This window comes from Paraburkholderia sp. GAS42 (assembly GCF_050436565.1).
GTDB lineage: Bacteria > Pseudomonadota > Gammaproteobacteria > Burkholderiales > Burkholderiaceae > Paraburkholderia.
Genome location: NZ_JBNDML010000004.1, coordinates 195,325 through 210,281 on the forward strand (window position 1 = coordinate 195,325; position 14,957 = coordinate 210,281).

Annotated in this window: 9 protein-coding genes; all 9 read left to right on the forward strand. The window is 62.0% G+C overall.

Features of this window, described 5'->3' with window-relative positions:
* The first annotated feature begins 15 nt into the window (after positions 1-15).
* The 9 genes from P3T16_RS08245 (at position 16) to P3T16_RS08285 (ending at position 14,907) form a co-directional block, all read left to right on the forward strand.
* Positions 16-2,046 (forward strand): sigma-54-dependent Fis family transcriptional regulator, encoded by a 2,031-nt coding sequence (locus tag P3T16_RS08245; RefSeq protein WP_429341855.1) that lies wholly within the window; start codon positions 16-18, stop codon positions 2,044-2,046.
* 415 nt (positions 2,047-2,461) lie between these two features.
* Entirely contained in the window at positions 2,462-4,609 is a 2,148-nt protein-coding gene (locus P3T16_RS08250) for a hydantoinase/oxoprolinase family protein (RefSeq protein WP_429255984.1), read from the forward strand.
* Between the two features lie 10 nt (positions 4,610-4,619).
* Complete coding sequence (locus P3T16_RS08255; RefSeq protein ID WP_429255983.1) at positions 4,620-6,944, forward strand: hydantoinase B/oxoprolinase family protein; 2,325 nt, start codon at positions 4,620-4,622, stop codon at positions 6,942-6,944.
* Positions 6,945-6,987: 43 nt separating this feature from the next.
* On the forward strand, positions 6,988-7,494 hold the full coding sequence (locus P3T16_RS08260) for an acetone carboxylase subunit gamma (RefSeq protein ID WP_429341856.1): 507 nt from the start codon (positions 6,988-6,990) through the stop codon (positions 7,492-7,494).
* 485 nt (positions 7,495-7,979) lie between these two features.
* A complete protein-coding gene (locus P3T16_RS08265; RefSeq protein ID WP_429342051.1) occupies positions 7,980-9,983 on the forward strand; it encodes a sigma-54-dependent Fis family transcriptional regulator in 2,004 nt (667 codons plus the stop codon).
* Positions 9,984-10,893: 910 nt separating this feature from the next.
* Positions 10,894-11,940 carry an LLM class flavin-dependent oxidoreductase gene (locus P3T16_RS08270; RefSeq protein WP_429341857.1) on the forward strand — a complete coding sequence of 349 codons (1,047 nt, stop codon included), beginning with the start codon at positions 10,894-10,896 and terminating at the stop codon, positions 11,938-11,940.
* A gap of 47 nt (positions 11,941-11,987) precedes the next feature.
* The gene (locus P3T16_RS08275; protein ID WP_429341858.1) at positions 11,988-13,460 is read left to right on the forward strand and encodes an aldehyde dehydrogenase; all 1,473 of its coding nucleotides are present in this window, start codon (positions 11,988-11,990) and stop codon (positions 13,458-13,460) included.
* A gap of 10 nt (positions 13,461-13,470) precedes the next feature.
* Positions 13,471-13,785, forward strand: coding sequence for an NIPSNAP family protein (locus tag P3T16_RS08280; protein WP_429255978.1), 315 nt, complete (start codon positions 13,471-13,473; stop codon positions 13,783-13,785).
* 78 nt (positions 13,786-13,863) lie between these two features.
* The gene (locus P3T16_RS08285; RefSeq protein ID WP_429314817.1) at positions 13,864-14,907 is read left to right on the forward strand and encodes an ABC transporter substrate-binding protein; all 1,044 of its coding nucleotides are present in this window, start codon (positions 13,864-13,866) and stop codon (positions 14,905-14,907) included.
* Positions 14,908-14,957 lie beyond the last annotated feature (50 nt).

Consider the following 14,957-nt stretch of genomic DNA (forward strand, 5'->3'; position numbering starts at 1 on the left):
TCATACGGAGACGGCATGAAAGAGACAGGTACGCCAATGGACTGGTTCTCCAGTCCGGATCGCGACGCTAGTGTCATGGCGGCGTGGGAACGTTTGATTCAAGGTGACAAGTCAGCCGATGGTGCCCTGCGTGGGGTGGTAGACGATTCCTGGCGCCGCTGCCTGGACGCAAGCGTGGACCCCGGTACGACTTCTGCGCCTCCGCCTCTGGAAGAAGGGCGTCTGTTCGACCTGCGAGCCAGGAACGACCGCCTGATGCATGCCAGCGTGCCGCTTATCCAGCAGACACGCGAGTTCCTTTCGCAGACGGGAACCATCCTGCTGCTCGCCGATCCCGACGGCATGATCCTCGACCTGGCTGGCGATACGCGCATCGTTGAGCCGGCAGGCGAAGTCCGCTTGATACCCGGTTGCAACTGGACAGAACTCAGTTGCGGCACCAATGCGATCGGCACGGCCCTCGCTTTGCAGCAACCGGTGCAGATCCATGGTTCCGAGCATTTCTGCGCCGGCATCAAGCAGTGGACCTGCTCCGCCACGGTGGTCCGCGATCCGCTGGATGGCCGGGTGCTCGGCGTGCTGGACGTCTCGGGGCTGGCGCAAACCTACAGCCAGCATAGTCTGGCGTTCATCGTCTCAATGGCAGGGCGTATCGAGAGCCGGCTCGCCAGGTTCGCCATGGAGCGACGCCTGCGCCTGATGGAGCGGTGCATGGCCTATTGTTCCGGGCGTGCGGATGGCGTCGTGGTGGTGGACGAGTGCGGACGGCTTGTCAAAGCCAACCCGCAGGCGCCAGCCGCATTTGCTCGTCTCGGTCTGTCAGGCGCACTGGAAGGCGCTTTTCCCATCCCCGACATCGCGAAGATTGCCGATGGCGCCATGTCGCCGCAATCACCGGCGTGGCTGCGCGTCGCACGAATCGAGCGAGTCAAGGAAGACGGCGATACACTCGGCTTCATACTGATCGCCCCGGCTGCTAGCCGGCGCGCCGCTGTGCTGCCTGACGCGGTGCCGACCGCTGAAGCCGCGCCCACGCTGGCGTTCTCCCGTATCGTCGGCACGAGTCCCGCACTGCTTGCGGCTGTCCAGAAAGCGCAGCAGCTTGCCAAAGCCACGGTCGCGGTGCTGCTTGTCGGCGAGACGGGCGTCGGCAAGGAGTTGTTTGCGCAAGGCATCCATCAGGCGAGCGCGAGGGCTGACGGCCCCTTTGTCGCCCTGAATTGTGGCGGCTTGTCCCGCGACCTGTTGACCAGTGAGCTGTTCGGTTATGCGGAAGGAGCATTCACTGGCGCGCGCAAATCCGGCATGACGGGGAAAATCGAAGCGGCCAGTCACGGCACGCTGTTCCTCGACGAAATCGGCGAAATGCCGCTCGACATCCAGCCGCATTTGCTGCGCGTACTGGAGGAAGGGGAGATCTATCGGTTGGGCGAGAACACGCCTCGTAAGGTCAACTTCCGCCTGATCGCTGCCACGCATCGAGACCTGCGTGCCGACGTGGCCGATGGCAAATTCCGCATGGATTTGTATTACCGGCTGGCTGTCACGAACATCTCGATACCACCCCTGCGTGAACGCAAGGCGGACTTGCCCGACATGATCACGCATTGGGTGCGCGTCTCGCGTCAACGCTACGACGTTGCCCATGTCGTCTTCGACGATGTCGCGTACGAATGTCTGCTGAACTATGCATGGCCCGGCAACGTACGCGAGTTGCGCAACGCGATCGAGGGCGCGGTGCTTATGGCCGGGGACGGGATCATTACGGTAGACCACTTGCCGCCCGAAATCGGCGCGTCAGCCGTTCCGGCTGGCGCGCGAGATAAGGCGCCCTCCGCGCAATCCTCGCTTGCGCTCCAGAAGGTCCGCTCGCTGGAAATGGCAGAAGCCGAGTCGATCCGCGTTGCAATCCAGCAAAGCCGGGGCAACCTGACCCAGGTAGCTGCCCAGCTAGGCATAGCAAAAAGCACGCTGTATCAGAAGATCAGGAAGTACGCGCTGACGCAGGACCTCGGAACCACCCGGCAGATCACCCGGCGACATTGAGCGTCGTCGACTGCGAGAGGGGATCTCGACGCCGCTGCGCTGAATCCCCCGCTTGAGCTGGCTGTGGCGATGCGCCACCGAACCTCGCGGTCCACCGCTGCCGCGGCCGCGGTAACACGCATTCACGCAGATCCTCCTGCGCTTCGCTCACCCCTTCAGACCTGCGTTCGAAATCCGCTCTCCAAACGGCCGACCGTCTGGGAATCGGACGCTGCACGAACGCGTCGTCCATTTCCAGTCCATCAGCAGACGCCCTGAAGAGCCACGCCAGTCAGGGGCCTGGCGATTACGTGTGGATTCGGCCGTCCAGTGGCACACCCCTTGCAATTATCTCCTCCGAAGCGAATCGCAATGCTCGCTTCGCATCGCGCCTCCCGTTGAGGCGATGTTCAATCAAGGAGAGCTGGAGACACTAATGGAACAGCAACTTTCACACGTCCAGGTACTGGGCATCGATGCCGGCGGCACGATGACCGATACCTTCTTCGTGCGTTCGGATGGCCGCTTCGTGGTCGGCAAAGCCCAAAGCAATCCCGCGGATGAGTCACTGGCCATTCTGGAATCGTCAAAAGACGCGCTGACGCAGTGGGCCCGCGAAGTGGACGAGGTCTACCCTGAACTGGTGACCTGCGTCTATTCCGGTACGGCGATGCTCAATCGCGTGGTTCAGCGCAAAGGCCTCGATGCCGGACTCATCTGCAATCGAGGCTTCGAACAGATTCACTCGATGGGGCGGGCCATTCAGAGTTATCTCGGCTACGCGCTGGAAGAGCGCATCCACCTCAACACCCACCGCTACGACGAACCGCTGGTCCCGCTTACGCGCACCCGCGGTGTGACGGAACGCACCGATGTTCAGGGTGAAATCGTGATTCCCTTGCGCGAAGACGAAGTACGCAAGGCGACGCGGGAACTCGTGAACGCCGGATCGAAGGCGATTGCCATTTGCCTCCTTCAGTCCCACAAGAACGAGTCGAGTGAAAAGCGCGCTCGCGATGTCTGTCTCGACGAACTGAAGAAAATCGGCGTGGACATCCCGGTCTTCGCATCAGTCGACTACTACCCGTCGCGCAAGGAAAGCCACCGCACGAACACCACCATTCTCGAAGCCTACGCGGCTGAGCCGTCCCGTCAGACACTGAAGAAGGTCAGTGATCGTTTCAGGAAGCACGGCGCGAAGTTCGACCTGCGCGTGATGGCCACGCACGGCGGGACGATCAGCTGGAAGGCCAAGGAGCTCGCCCGCACGATCGTCTCCGGTCCGATCGGCGGCGTGATCGGCTCGCGCCTGCTTGGCGAAAAACTGGGCTACGAGAACATCGCATGCAGCGATATCGGCGGCACCAGTTTCGACATGGCGCTGATAACCAAGGGCAACTTTGCGATCGCCTCCGATCCGGACATGGCGCGTCTCGTGCTGTCGCTGCCGTTGGTGGCGATGGATTCGGTGGGCGCGGGAGCGGGTAGCTTTGTGCGGCTTGATCCCTACAGCGGTTCCATCAAACTCGGGCCCGACAGCGCGGGCTATCGCGTCGGCACATGCTGGCCGGAAAGCGGACTCGATACGGTGTCGGTGTCCGACTGCCATGTGGTGCTGGGCTATCTCAACCCCCTTAACTTCCTCGGCGGGGCCATCAAGCTCGACGTCGAACGCGCGCGGCAACACATCAAGGCCCAGATCGCCGATCCGCTTGGCCTCTCCGTGGAAGACGCCGCAGCGGGCGTGATCGAACTGCTCGATCTCAGCCTGCACGAGTATCTGCGTGCCAACATCAGCGCGAAGGGCTACAACCCTACCGACTTCGTGTGCTTCTCGTATGGCGGGGCAGGGCCGGTGCATACCTACGGATATACGGAAGGCCTCGGTTTCAAGGACGTGATCGTCCCCGCGTGGGCAGCCGGGTTTTCTGCGTTCGGTTGCGCATGCGCCGATTTTGAGTACCGCTACGACAAGAGCGTGGATATCGCGGTCGCGCCGGACGCCCCCGATGAACAGAAAGCGGCGGCCTGCTCGGTGATTCAGGACGCGTGGAAGGAACTGGCCGACAAGGTCGTCGAGGAGTTCGTCATCAACGGCTTCAAGCTGGAAGACATCACGCTGTTGCCCGGCTACCGGATGCAGTACATGGGACAACTGAACGATCTGGAGATCACCGCGCCGATCAACGCCGCAACCACCGCAGCGGACTGGAAGAAGATCACCGACGCGTTTGAGGAAACCTACTCGAGGGTGTACGCGAGTTCTGCCCGCTCACCGGAACTGGGCTTCAGCGCCACCGGTGCCATCATGCGCGGTCTTGTCGCCACGCAGAAGCCTGTGCTGCCGGAAGACCCGGAGGCGGGCATCGTACCGCCCAAATCTGCGTATCTGGGCAAGCGCCCGTTCTATCGCCACAAGAAGTGGGTCGAAGCCGAAATCTGGCAGATGGAGTCGCTCCTGGCGGGTAACCACATCGTGGGGCCGGCCATCATCGAGTCCGCGTCCACCACCTTCGTTGTGCCCAATGGTTTCGAAACCACGCTCGACAAGCATCGTCTGTTCCATCTGCAAGAAGTAAAGTAAGGAGACGAAAATGAACCTCATGTCATCGAAGGAAGTCGGCCAACCCGAGCTGCTCGCCAACGGCAAGACGCTGAAAGCGTTCCGCGCCGAGATCATGGAGCGCACTGGCAAGACGGGCCACTACAACGGGCTCGCGCGACTCGAGTTGCGCGAAAAGGACCCGATCGGCTACGAGAAGCTGTTCTCCAAGATTCGCGGCGGACTCGTGCATGCTCGCGAAACCGCGAAGAAGATCGCTGCGTCGCCGATCGTGGAGCAGGAGGGCGAACTGTGCTTCACGCTGTACAACGCGGTCGGCGATTGCGTGCTGACTTCGACCGGCATCATCATCCACGTCGGCACGATGGGCGCCGCGATCAAGTACATGATCGAGAACAATTGGGAGGACAACCCGGGCATTAACCCGGGGGACATGTTCACCAATAACGACTGCTCGATCGGCAACGTTCACCCTTGCGACATCGCGACGATCGTGCCGATCTTCTGGGCCGGCAAACTGATCGGCTGGGTGGGCGGTGTGACCCACGTGATCGACACCGGTGCGGTAACGCCGGGATCGATGTCGACGGGCCAGGTCCAGCGCTTCGGCGACGGCTACCAGATCACCTGCCGCAAGACCGGCGTGAACGACCAGCCGCTGCGCGACTGGCTTCATGAAAGCCAGCGTTCGGTGCGCACGCCGAAATACTGGATCCTGGACGAGCGCACCCGGATCGCCGGTTGCCACATGATCCGCGACATGGTGGAGGAGATCATCGCCACCGAGGGGCTGGAAGCCTACGAGAAGTTCAGCTACGAGGTCATCGAAGAGGGCCGTCGCGGGTTGCAAAGCCGCATCAAGGCGATGACGCTGCCCGGCAAATACCGCAAGGTCGCCTTCGTGGATGTGCCCTACGCCCACGAAGATATCCAGACGCCTTCGGCTTTCGCGAAGATCGACACCATCATGCACTCGCCGGTGGAAATGACGATCCGCCCCGACGCCACGTGGCGGCTGGATTTCGAAGGCGCGAGCCGCTGGGGCTGGCACACCTATAACGCGCACCACGTGGCATTCACGAGCGGTATCTGGGTCATGATGACCCAGACCCTGGTGCCGACCCAGCGCATCAACGACGGTGCCTACTTCGGCACCGAGTTCCGCTTGCCCAAGGGCACATGGATGAATCCGGACGATCGCCGCACCGGTCACGCCTATGCATGGCACTTCCTGGTGTCGGGGTGGAGCGCCATGTGGCGGGGGCTCGGCCAGGCGTATTTCAGCCGTGGCTATCTGGAAGAAGTCAACGCGGGCAACGCCAATACGTCGAACTGGCTGCAAGGCGGCGGCATCAACCAGGACGGCGAGGTGCACGCGGTCAACAGCTTCGAGGCCTCCTCGTGCGGCACGGGCGCCGGCGCCATCAAGGACGGCCTCAATCACGCCGCGGCGATCTGGAACCCGGAAGGCGACATGGGCGACATCGAGATCTGGGAGATGGCTGAGCCGTTGCTCTATCTCGGGCGCAACGTCAAAGCCAATTCCGGCGGCTACGGCAAATACCGCGGCGGGTGTGGTTTCGAAACCCTGCGCATGGTCTGGAAGGCCCAGGACTGGACCATGTTCTTCATGGGCAATGGCTACATGAACAGCGACTGGGGGTTTATGGGCGGCTATCCGTCTGCCACCGGCTACCGGTTCGAAGCGCACAAGACGGGTCTGAAAGAGCGCATCGCGCAAGGGCTCTCGCTGCCGCTCGGCGGCGACACGAATCCCGACGCACCGGACTACGAGCGGCACATCGATGCGACTTCCAGGGTCAAACGCGACAAGCAATGCATGACCACCGAGGATTGCTACGAAAACCACGACCTGTACCTCAATTACCTGCGCGGAGGTCCGGGCTTTGGCGACCCGCTCGATCGGGAGACGGAAGCGATTGCGAAGGATCTCAACAACGGCTTTCTGCTCCCCGAGTTTGCCGAGAAGGTCTACGGCGCGGTGTTGTCGCAGGACGCAACGGGTATCTGGACGGTCGATGCGAAAAAAACCGTGAAGCGTCGCGGCGAAATCCGCAAGGAGCGGCTCGCGCGCTCGTTGCCGACGCGGGAATGGATGAAGGAAGAGCGCGAGCGCGTCCTTACCAAACATGCGTCGCGCCCAGTGCGTCACATGTTCGCGACCAGCTTCGGGTTGTCGGAGAAATTCCTCAACGACTTCCGCAAGTTCTGGGACCTGCCTGCCGACTGGAATATGACCGAGGCAGAGCTGGACGTTCCGTCCTACGGCTCGAAATACCGGATGGATCTTTCGTTGTTGCCCGACGTGACCACGGTGGTTCAGGTCGAAGAGTAATCCATACCGGTATCGATATCGAAGCGAATCAAGGAGTATCGAAATGTCTGCTTACACGAAAGAACAGGTCAGCAATCTGGTCGACGGACGACTCGACTGGGATACGACCGTGCGCATGTTGTCCATGCCGAAAGATCACGAGCGCTTTAGCCAGTACCTCGAAGTATTGCAGGGCAAGGTCGCATGGCCCGACAAGATCGTCTTGCCGCTTGGGCCGCACCTGCATATCGTGCAGGCCGCGAAGAGCAAGCACTGGGTCATCAAGTGCGACTGTGGCCATGAGTTCTGCGATTACCGGGAAAACTGGAAATTGCACGCCAATGTCTACGTGCGCGACACCGAAGAGGCTATGCTCGAGGTCTATCCGAAGCTCATGGCGCCCGACACACAGTGGCAGGTCTACCGCGAGTATTACTGTCCAGGTTGCGCAACCATGCACGACGTCGAAGCGCCGACGCCGTGGTATCCGGTGATTCACGATTTCGAACCGGATATCGAGGCGTTCTACAAGGAGTGGTTGCAGTTGCCGGTTCCCGAGCGCGCTGACTAGCGTAAAGGGGAGGACGCGGCTTTTATTGCGCCCGGTTGTCCCGCACGCGACTGCGCCATCCTGCCGGGTGGCGCAGTCGCGTGGACGGACACATATCCTGACAAGGCGGCGCGGCATGGCTGCGTTCACGCGCCGCTCCATGCGCGGCGCAGTTTGATGCGGCGCAAAAAGAATTGTCCGAATGAGCGCCCTGCCGCGCAGGCACTGTTCGAAAATCGAACGGTGCCTGTCCGTCGGTCGTCCGGAAATCGAACGCCAGGTGGCGTACTGAACATTCTCCTGCGGCATTCAATCGATGGCATCGATCTTGCCCTTCACCTTGCATGAGCCGAATGGGTTTGACATGTTGCAGCGCGGCAGCGATGACCGCGCAAGCCGCATGACACGCCCAACCGTCAGCACAAGGCGATATGAAAAAGGAGACAAGTATGGGCATGTCGGATGCCACCCAGATGTTCTCGAACCCTGGCGACGAAGCGGTCATCATGGCTGCATGGGAGCGATTCCTGAACGGCGGGGAAGCACCGCACAGTGTCGTGCGGCACCTCGTTGACACATCGTGGCAACGCTGCGTCGAGCGACAGGTCGATCCCAGGTTGGGTCACGCGCCGCCGCCACTTGAAGAGCACCTGCTGTACACGTTGCAGCGGAATCATCGCGATCTGGTTGAGGCAAGCGCGCCGGTGATGGCGCACGCCCGCGATTTTCTGGCACAGACCGAAACGGTCATGGCACTTGCCGAACCGGCCGGCACCATCCTGAACCTGGAAGGCGACCCGGCCGCGATCGCGTCGGCCCACGGGATCCAGCTCCTGCCCGGCGCTTCCTGGAACGAGATGATTTGCGGCACCAATGCGATCGGCACCGCGATCGAGGTTGGCCAGCCTGTGCAGATCCATTCTGCCGAGCACTTCTGCGTCGGCATCAAGCGCTGGACCTGCTCGGCCAACGCGATCCGCGATCCGCGCGACGGCACGATCATTGGCGTCATCGATGTGTCCGGGTTGTCTGAATCCTACAATCGTCATAGCCTGGCACTCGTCGTCACAGCCGCCAGCCGTATTGAAAGCCGTCTGGCTGCGCGGACCATGGAGCTTCGCTACCGGCTACTCGATCGCTGCGTAAGCCGAATGGCGAAGCTCGCGTCCGATGGCGCGGTTGTGTTCGATCACGGCGGCTATCCGATCAAGGTCAACGAACACGCCGAAGCTGCGATTGCGGCCGCCGGCGGCGATCTTTCTCTCACCCGACCGAGGCGCATCCTTGCACTCGCTACGGACTCGTCAAGCACACACGTCTCGCCAGCTGATCTGCCTCACTGGATCCAGCCCGACTGGATCGAGCCGGTGATCGACGACGGCAGGCGCATCGGCAGTTTGCTTATCATTCCGTTCGCGCGTCACACTGCCTCCGCGAGCAGGTCTGTCGGCACATCACATGGCCGCGCTGATGGCAAAGCGGCGGCTGGTTTCGAGCGCATTCTGGGCCAGGCCTCAGCACTGCTCGACGCCGTCGACAGGGCTCGTCAGATCGCCCGTTCTCGCGCGCCGGTCGTGCTGCTAGGCGAGACAGGAGTGGGCAAGGAACTGTTCGCGAGGGGCATTCACGAGGCAAGCCAGGCGAACGATGGTCCCTTCGTTGCGCTCAATTGTGGTGGCCTGTCCCGCGAATTGCTTGCGAGCGAACTATTCGGCTATGGCGATGGCGCGTTCACTGGCGCACGCCGAGGCGGCGCACTTGGCAAGATCGAAGCGGCTAATGGCGGGACCTTGTTTCTCGACGAAATCGGCGAAATGCCAGTAGATCTGCAACCGCATTTCCTGCGGGTACTCGAACAGGGGGAAATCTATCGGCTCGGTGAAAACGTTCCGAGGAAGGTAACCTTTCGGCTCGTTGCGGCGACCAATCGCGACTTGAGAAAGGAGGTCGCAGAAGGACGTTTCCGGATGGATTTCTTCTATCGCGTCGCCGTGACGAGTATCCGTATTCCGCCGTTGCGCGACCGGCCGGGGGACATTCGCCGCCTGGCCGAACATCTTGTCCGCCAGTTCGCGACCGGGCAAGGCAGCGCGAGCCCTACGATTGACGCCGGCGTTATCGAGGCGCTCGAAGCGTATTCATGGCCAGGGAACGTCAGGGAGCTTCACAACGTGGTCGAGAGCATGCTTCTCACAGCAAGCGCAGAGACGCTGACGCTCGATGATCTGCCTCCGGAGCTGCGTTTGAGCAACGGGCAGGTGAGCGCCGGCGGTGACGAGACGGTTTCGCGCGACGGTCGCGTTACGTTGGAAACGGCGGAGCATGGTGCGATTCGCAACGCGATCATCATCTCTCATGGGAACCTGACATCCGCGGCCCGGCACCTGGGTATAGCGAAGAGCACGCTGTATCAGAAGCTCAGGAAATATGGTCTGGATCGTACGCTGATCGATGCCCGAGGGGAGGGCAGTCAGGTGGGGAGCGGGCGTTCACCGTACCCGGTACCGTAGTCCGTATTCAATCTGTCGCCTTTGCGGCAGTAGACGTGTCAACTCGCGATGACACGACGTTCGCGTATCTGCCGATCCTTACGGACAAACGTTTGGGCGAAGCGAATCAAGTACGTCGCCAGCTTCATGAAGCGAGCGGACCTGTCACTCGCACAGATGGCGACGGCCGATCGCGGGTTCGGTAGTGCAAGAGAGGCTGGTTGGCTACAGGTCTCCACGTGGGGCGGCAGTCGGGCCAACTGCCGCCATTGGCTTGCGTTTTCACGTGGACATTTGAACGTCGGATCCGCAACCAGGTACCGGACATTCAGGTACAGACTCGATCCGGCAAGTTGTCGGTGCGGTCATCCGCGACTCGTCGGTTGCAGTACGGGACCAACTGGGTTTCGAGCATGAGTTCGATTGAGCGCGTCGTCACGCATTTCCGAAAAGATATCGGCGATCAGCGCAACGCTTGCGCGCATTCGCCGTGTTCCAGCGTACGCGAGAAGCTGCTTGCCCCGAGCAACGGATTTTTTTCCAGGGCAACAGCCTCCGCGGGAGGCCGGATGGGTGCGGCGCCTGGGTGCGTCTGAGCGCACGTGAGATGACGGACGCCGGACCCTGATCCCCTCTAGACGAAATCGACGCCGCACCCCTGCCTGAACGTGACCCGTGCCGCTCGCTGCAGCAGGTTCGGCGAGTACTGTTCTTCGCCGACCACGCCTGCACCATCGCTTTGGGGCGCCCCGTGGCGATAGCGCGAGATATTATGGTATTCCATAATATTGAAACGCTTGATCTGAGCGCTCGGGTGGAATACCGTAATACCAACCGCGGCGTCCCAGCGGTCGACACGGAGCGACGGCGTCCTTCAATGAGCGCCGGTCGCGGCAGGACCGACTCCCAGCTTTCTGCATACAGGTCGATCATGAAATTCTCGTTGTTTGTTCATATGGAGCGTTACGACGCTGCCACGCCCCACCGGCAACTCTTCGACGAACTGACCGAGCTCGTCCAGATCGCGGAAAAGGGCGGTTTTGAAACCGCCTGGATCGGCGAGCATCACGCGATGGAATTCACGATCGCGCCCAATCCCTTCATCAACCTTTCGTATCTGGCCGCACGCACCGAGCGGATTCGCCTCGGCACGGGCACGGTGATCGCGCCGTTCTGGCATCCGATTCGCCTCGCGGGCGAGGCTGGCATGGTCGACGTCGCGAGCAACGGGCGGCTCGACCTGGGCATTGCGCGCGGCGCCTACTCGTTCGAATATGAACGTCTGTTGCCCGGACTCGATGCTTTCGGCGCCGGCGCCAGAATGCGTGAACTGGTTCCTGCGTTGCGCCAGTTGTTCAAGGGCGATTACGCGCATCAGGGCGAGTTCTGGTCGTGGCCGTCCACCACGCCGGTACCGCGTCCTGTCCAGCAGCCCCATCCGCCGATGTGGCTGGCCGCGCGCGATCCGAACTCGCATGAGTTTGCGGTGCGCAACGGCTGCAATGTGCAGGTGACCTCGCTAGCCGCGGGCGACGGCGAAGTCGTCAGTCTGATGGAACGCTTTAACGCAGCATGCAAGGCGAACCCCGATGTTCCGCGGCCGCAGATCATGATGCTGATGCACACCTTCGTCGGCGCGGATGCCGCCGAAGTCGACACGGCCGTCGAAGACCTGTCGCGCTTCTACTGCTACTTCAGCAAGTGGTTCAAAAACGAGCGTCCGGCGACGCAGGGCTTCATCGAGCCGTTGACCGACGCCGACATCGCGTCGTTCCCGCAATACGCGCCGGAGCAGATTCGCAAGAATCTCGTGATCGGCCAGCCGGGCACCGTGATCGACCGTCTCAAACAGTATGAGGAACTCGGTTTCGATCAATACAGCTTCTGGGTCGACAGCAACATGAGCTTCGAGCGCAAGCGCTGCTCGCTCGAACGCTTCATCTCCGATGTGATGCCCGCCTTCGCCGCGCACGGCTGATTGCCGGTCGTCCCTGAATCGACGTTCTGCACTCAGGAGCAGAAGTTATGTTGAAGTCGTTCCAGCATTACATCGACGGTGAGTTCAGCGAGGCGGCCGACACCTTCGACAGCGTGAATCCCGCGACCGGCGCCGCATGGGCGACGATGCCCGCGGCCAGCGCGGCGGACGTGGACCGCGCGGTGAACGCCGCGGACCGCGCGTTGTTCGCGCCGGAGTGGGCGGGCCTGACGGCTAGCCAGCGCGGCAAGCTGCTATACAGGCTCGCTGACCTCGTCGCGGCGAATGCGCAGGAGCTCGCGCAACTCGAAACGGCGGACACGGGCAAGATCATTCGCGAGACGCGCAGCCAGATCGGCTACGTCGCCGAGTACTACCGCTATTACGCGGGCGTCGCCGACAAGATCCAGGGCGCCTGCCTGCCCGTCGACAAACCCGATATGGACGTTTTCCTGCGACGCGAGCCGGTGGGTGTGGTCGCCGGTATCGTGCCGTGGAATTCGCAGCTGTTTCTCTCGGCCGTGAAGATCGGACCGGCGCTCGCCGCCGGTTGCACGATCGTGCTGAAGGCGTCTGAGGAAGGCCCCGCGCCGCTGCTCGCATTCGCCAGACTCGTGCATGAGGCGGGCTTTCCGCGGGGCGTCGTCAATATTCTGACCGGTTTCGGCGTGGACTGCGGCCGCGCGCTGACGCGTCACCCGCTCGTGTCGAAGATCGCGTTCACGGGCGGCCCCGACACCGCGCGTCAGATCGTGCGCAACTCCGCCGAGAACCTCGCGGCGACGTCGCTGGAACTGGGCGGCAAATCGCCGGTGCTCGTCTTCGACGACGCCAATGTGGACAGCGCCAGCAACGCGGTGATCGCAGGCATCTTCGCCGCGAGCGGGCAAAGTTGCGTGGCGGGTTCGCGCCTGCTGGTGCAACGCGGCATCCGTGACCGGCTGCTCGCGCGGATCGTCGAAAAAGCACGTGCGATCAGGATCGGCGATCCGCAGGACGTGGATACCGAAATGGGACCACTCGCGACGCGCAAGCAACGCGATCACATCGAAGCCGTGCTCGCTGCCAGTCTCGAAGCGGGCGCCACGCTGCTGACGGGTGGCGGCCGTCCAGAAGGACGCGGCGAGGGCTTCTTCTTCGAACCGACCATCGTCGATTGCCCGTCATCCACCGTTCCAAGCGTCGCGCAGGAGCTGTTTGGTCCAGTGCTGAGCGTCATGACCTTCGACACCGAGGCCGAAGCGCTCGCGCTCGCCAACGATACGAAGTATGGCCTTGCGTCGGGCGTGTTCACGCGCGATCTGACGCGCGCGCATCGGCTTACGCGGCAATTGCGTGCAGGCATCGTGTGGGTCAATACCTATCGCGCCGTGTCGCCGATCGTGCCGTTCGGCGGATATGGCTTGAGCGGCCTCGGGCGCGAGGGCGGCCTCGATGCGGTGCTCGACTACACACGTACCAAATCCGTCTGGATCCGCACGTCGGACGACCCGATCGCCGACCCGTTCGTCATGCGCTAAAGAGGCTGACATGTACTACGAAATCCGCACGTACAAGATCAAAACAGGCGCGGTGCCCGCGTATCTGAAGCTGGTCGAGGAAGAGGGCATCGAACTGCAGAAGCGCTATCTGGGTGAACTCGTCGGCTACTTCTTCTCGGAGATCGGGCCGCTGAACCAGATCGTCCACATGTGGGCATATCCGGGTCTCGACGAACGCGAAGCGCGCCGTCAACGGCTCGCGGAAGATCCCGCATGGCAGGCTTTCATTCCGAAGATTCAGGCGCTGATGGAAACGATGGAAAGCAACATCATGAAGCCCGCCGCGTTTTCGCCGCTGAAGTAAGCACCGCATTCGCAAACCGTCCTCTCGAAGCCAGCCGTATCCTTTCAAGGAGCAGTCGTCATGAAGCAAGCGCTACGTATGCCCGCGCGGGCGCGCGCAGTGGCCGTCACAGTGGTTACCGCCGTGGCCGCCGCATCGGCCGTGTTGATCCATGCGCCGGTGTCAGCGGCCCCCGCGCCGATCGTATTCGCCAGTTGGGGCGGGACGACGCAGTCGGCTCAGCAGAAGGACTGGACGCAGCCGTTCACGCAGGCATCGGGCATTCAGGTCCTGATGGACGGCCCGACCGATTACGGCAAGCTCAAGGCCATGGTCGACAGCGGCAACGTGCAGTGGGACGTGGTCGACGTCGAAGGCGATTTCGCGTATGCGGCGCTGCGTGACGGCCTCGTCGAACCGATCGACTATTCGGTGGTGAACAAGGCGCAACTGGACCCGCGCTTCATGTCGGCGGGCGCTGTGGGCAGCTTTTACTATTCGTTCGTGCTCGGCTACAACAAGGCGGCGTACAAGAGCGGCGCGCCGGCGAACTACGCCGATCTGTTCGACACGAAGCGCTTTCCCGGCAAGCGCACGTTCTACAAGTGGTCTGCGCCCGGCGTGCTCGAAGTCGCTTTGCTCGCCGACGGCGTCGCGCCCGACAAGCTCTATCCGCTCGATCTCGATCGCGCCTTCAAAAAGCTCGACACGATCAAGAGCCAGATCGTCTGGTGGAGCGGCGGCGCGCAGTCGCAGCAATTGATGGCATCTGGCGAAGCGCCGATCGGCGTGTTCTGGAACGGTCGGCTGCATGCATTGCAGCAGACCGGTGTGGACGTGGGCATATCGTGGAATCAGAACCTGACCGCAGCCGACATGCTGGTCGTGCCGAAGGGCACGAAACATAAAGCCGAGGCCATGAAGTTCCTTGCCAGCGCGACGGGTGCGCAGGCCCAGGCGGATTTCGCGGCGGCAACCGGTTATGCGCCCGTCAATCTGAAATCCGCCGCGCTCCTGCCGCCGGATGTCGCGAAGACCCAGCCGGATCAGTACAAAGCGACGCAGATCAATCTCGACATGAAGTACTGGGCCGATCACCGCGATGAAATCGCGAAGCGCTGGTACGCGTGGCAGTCGAAGTAAAGCGCGGCCGGACAAACCCAGCGAAGGAGTCATCATGTCGAATGCAGTCA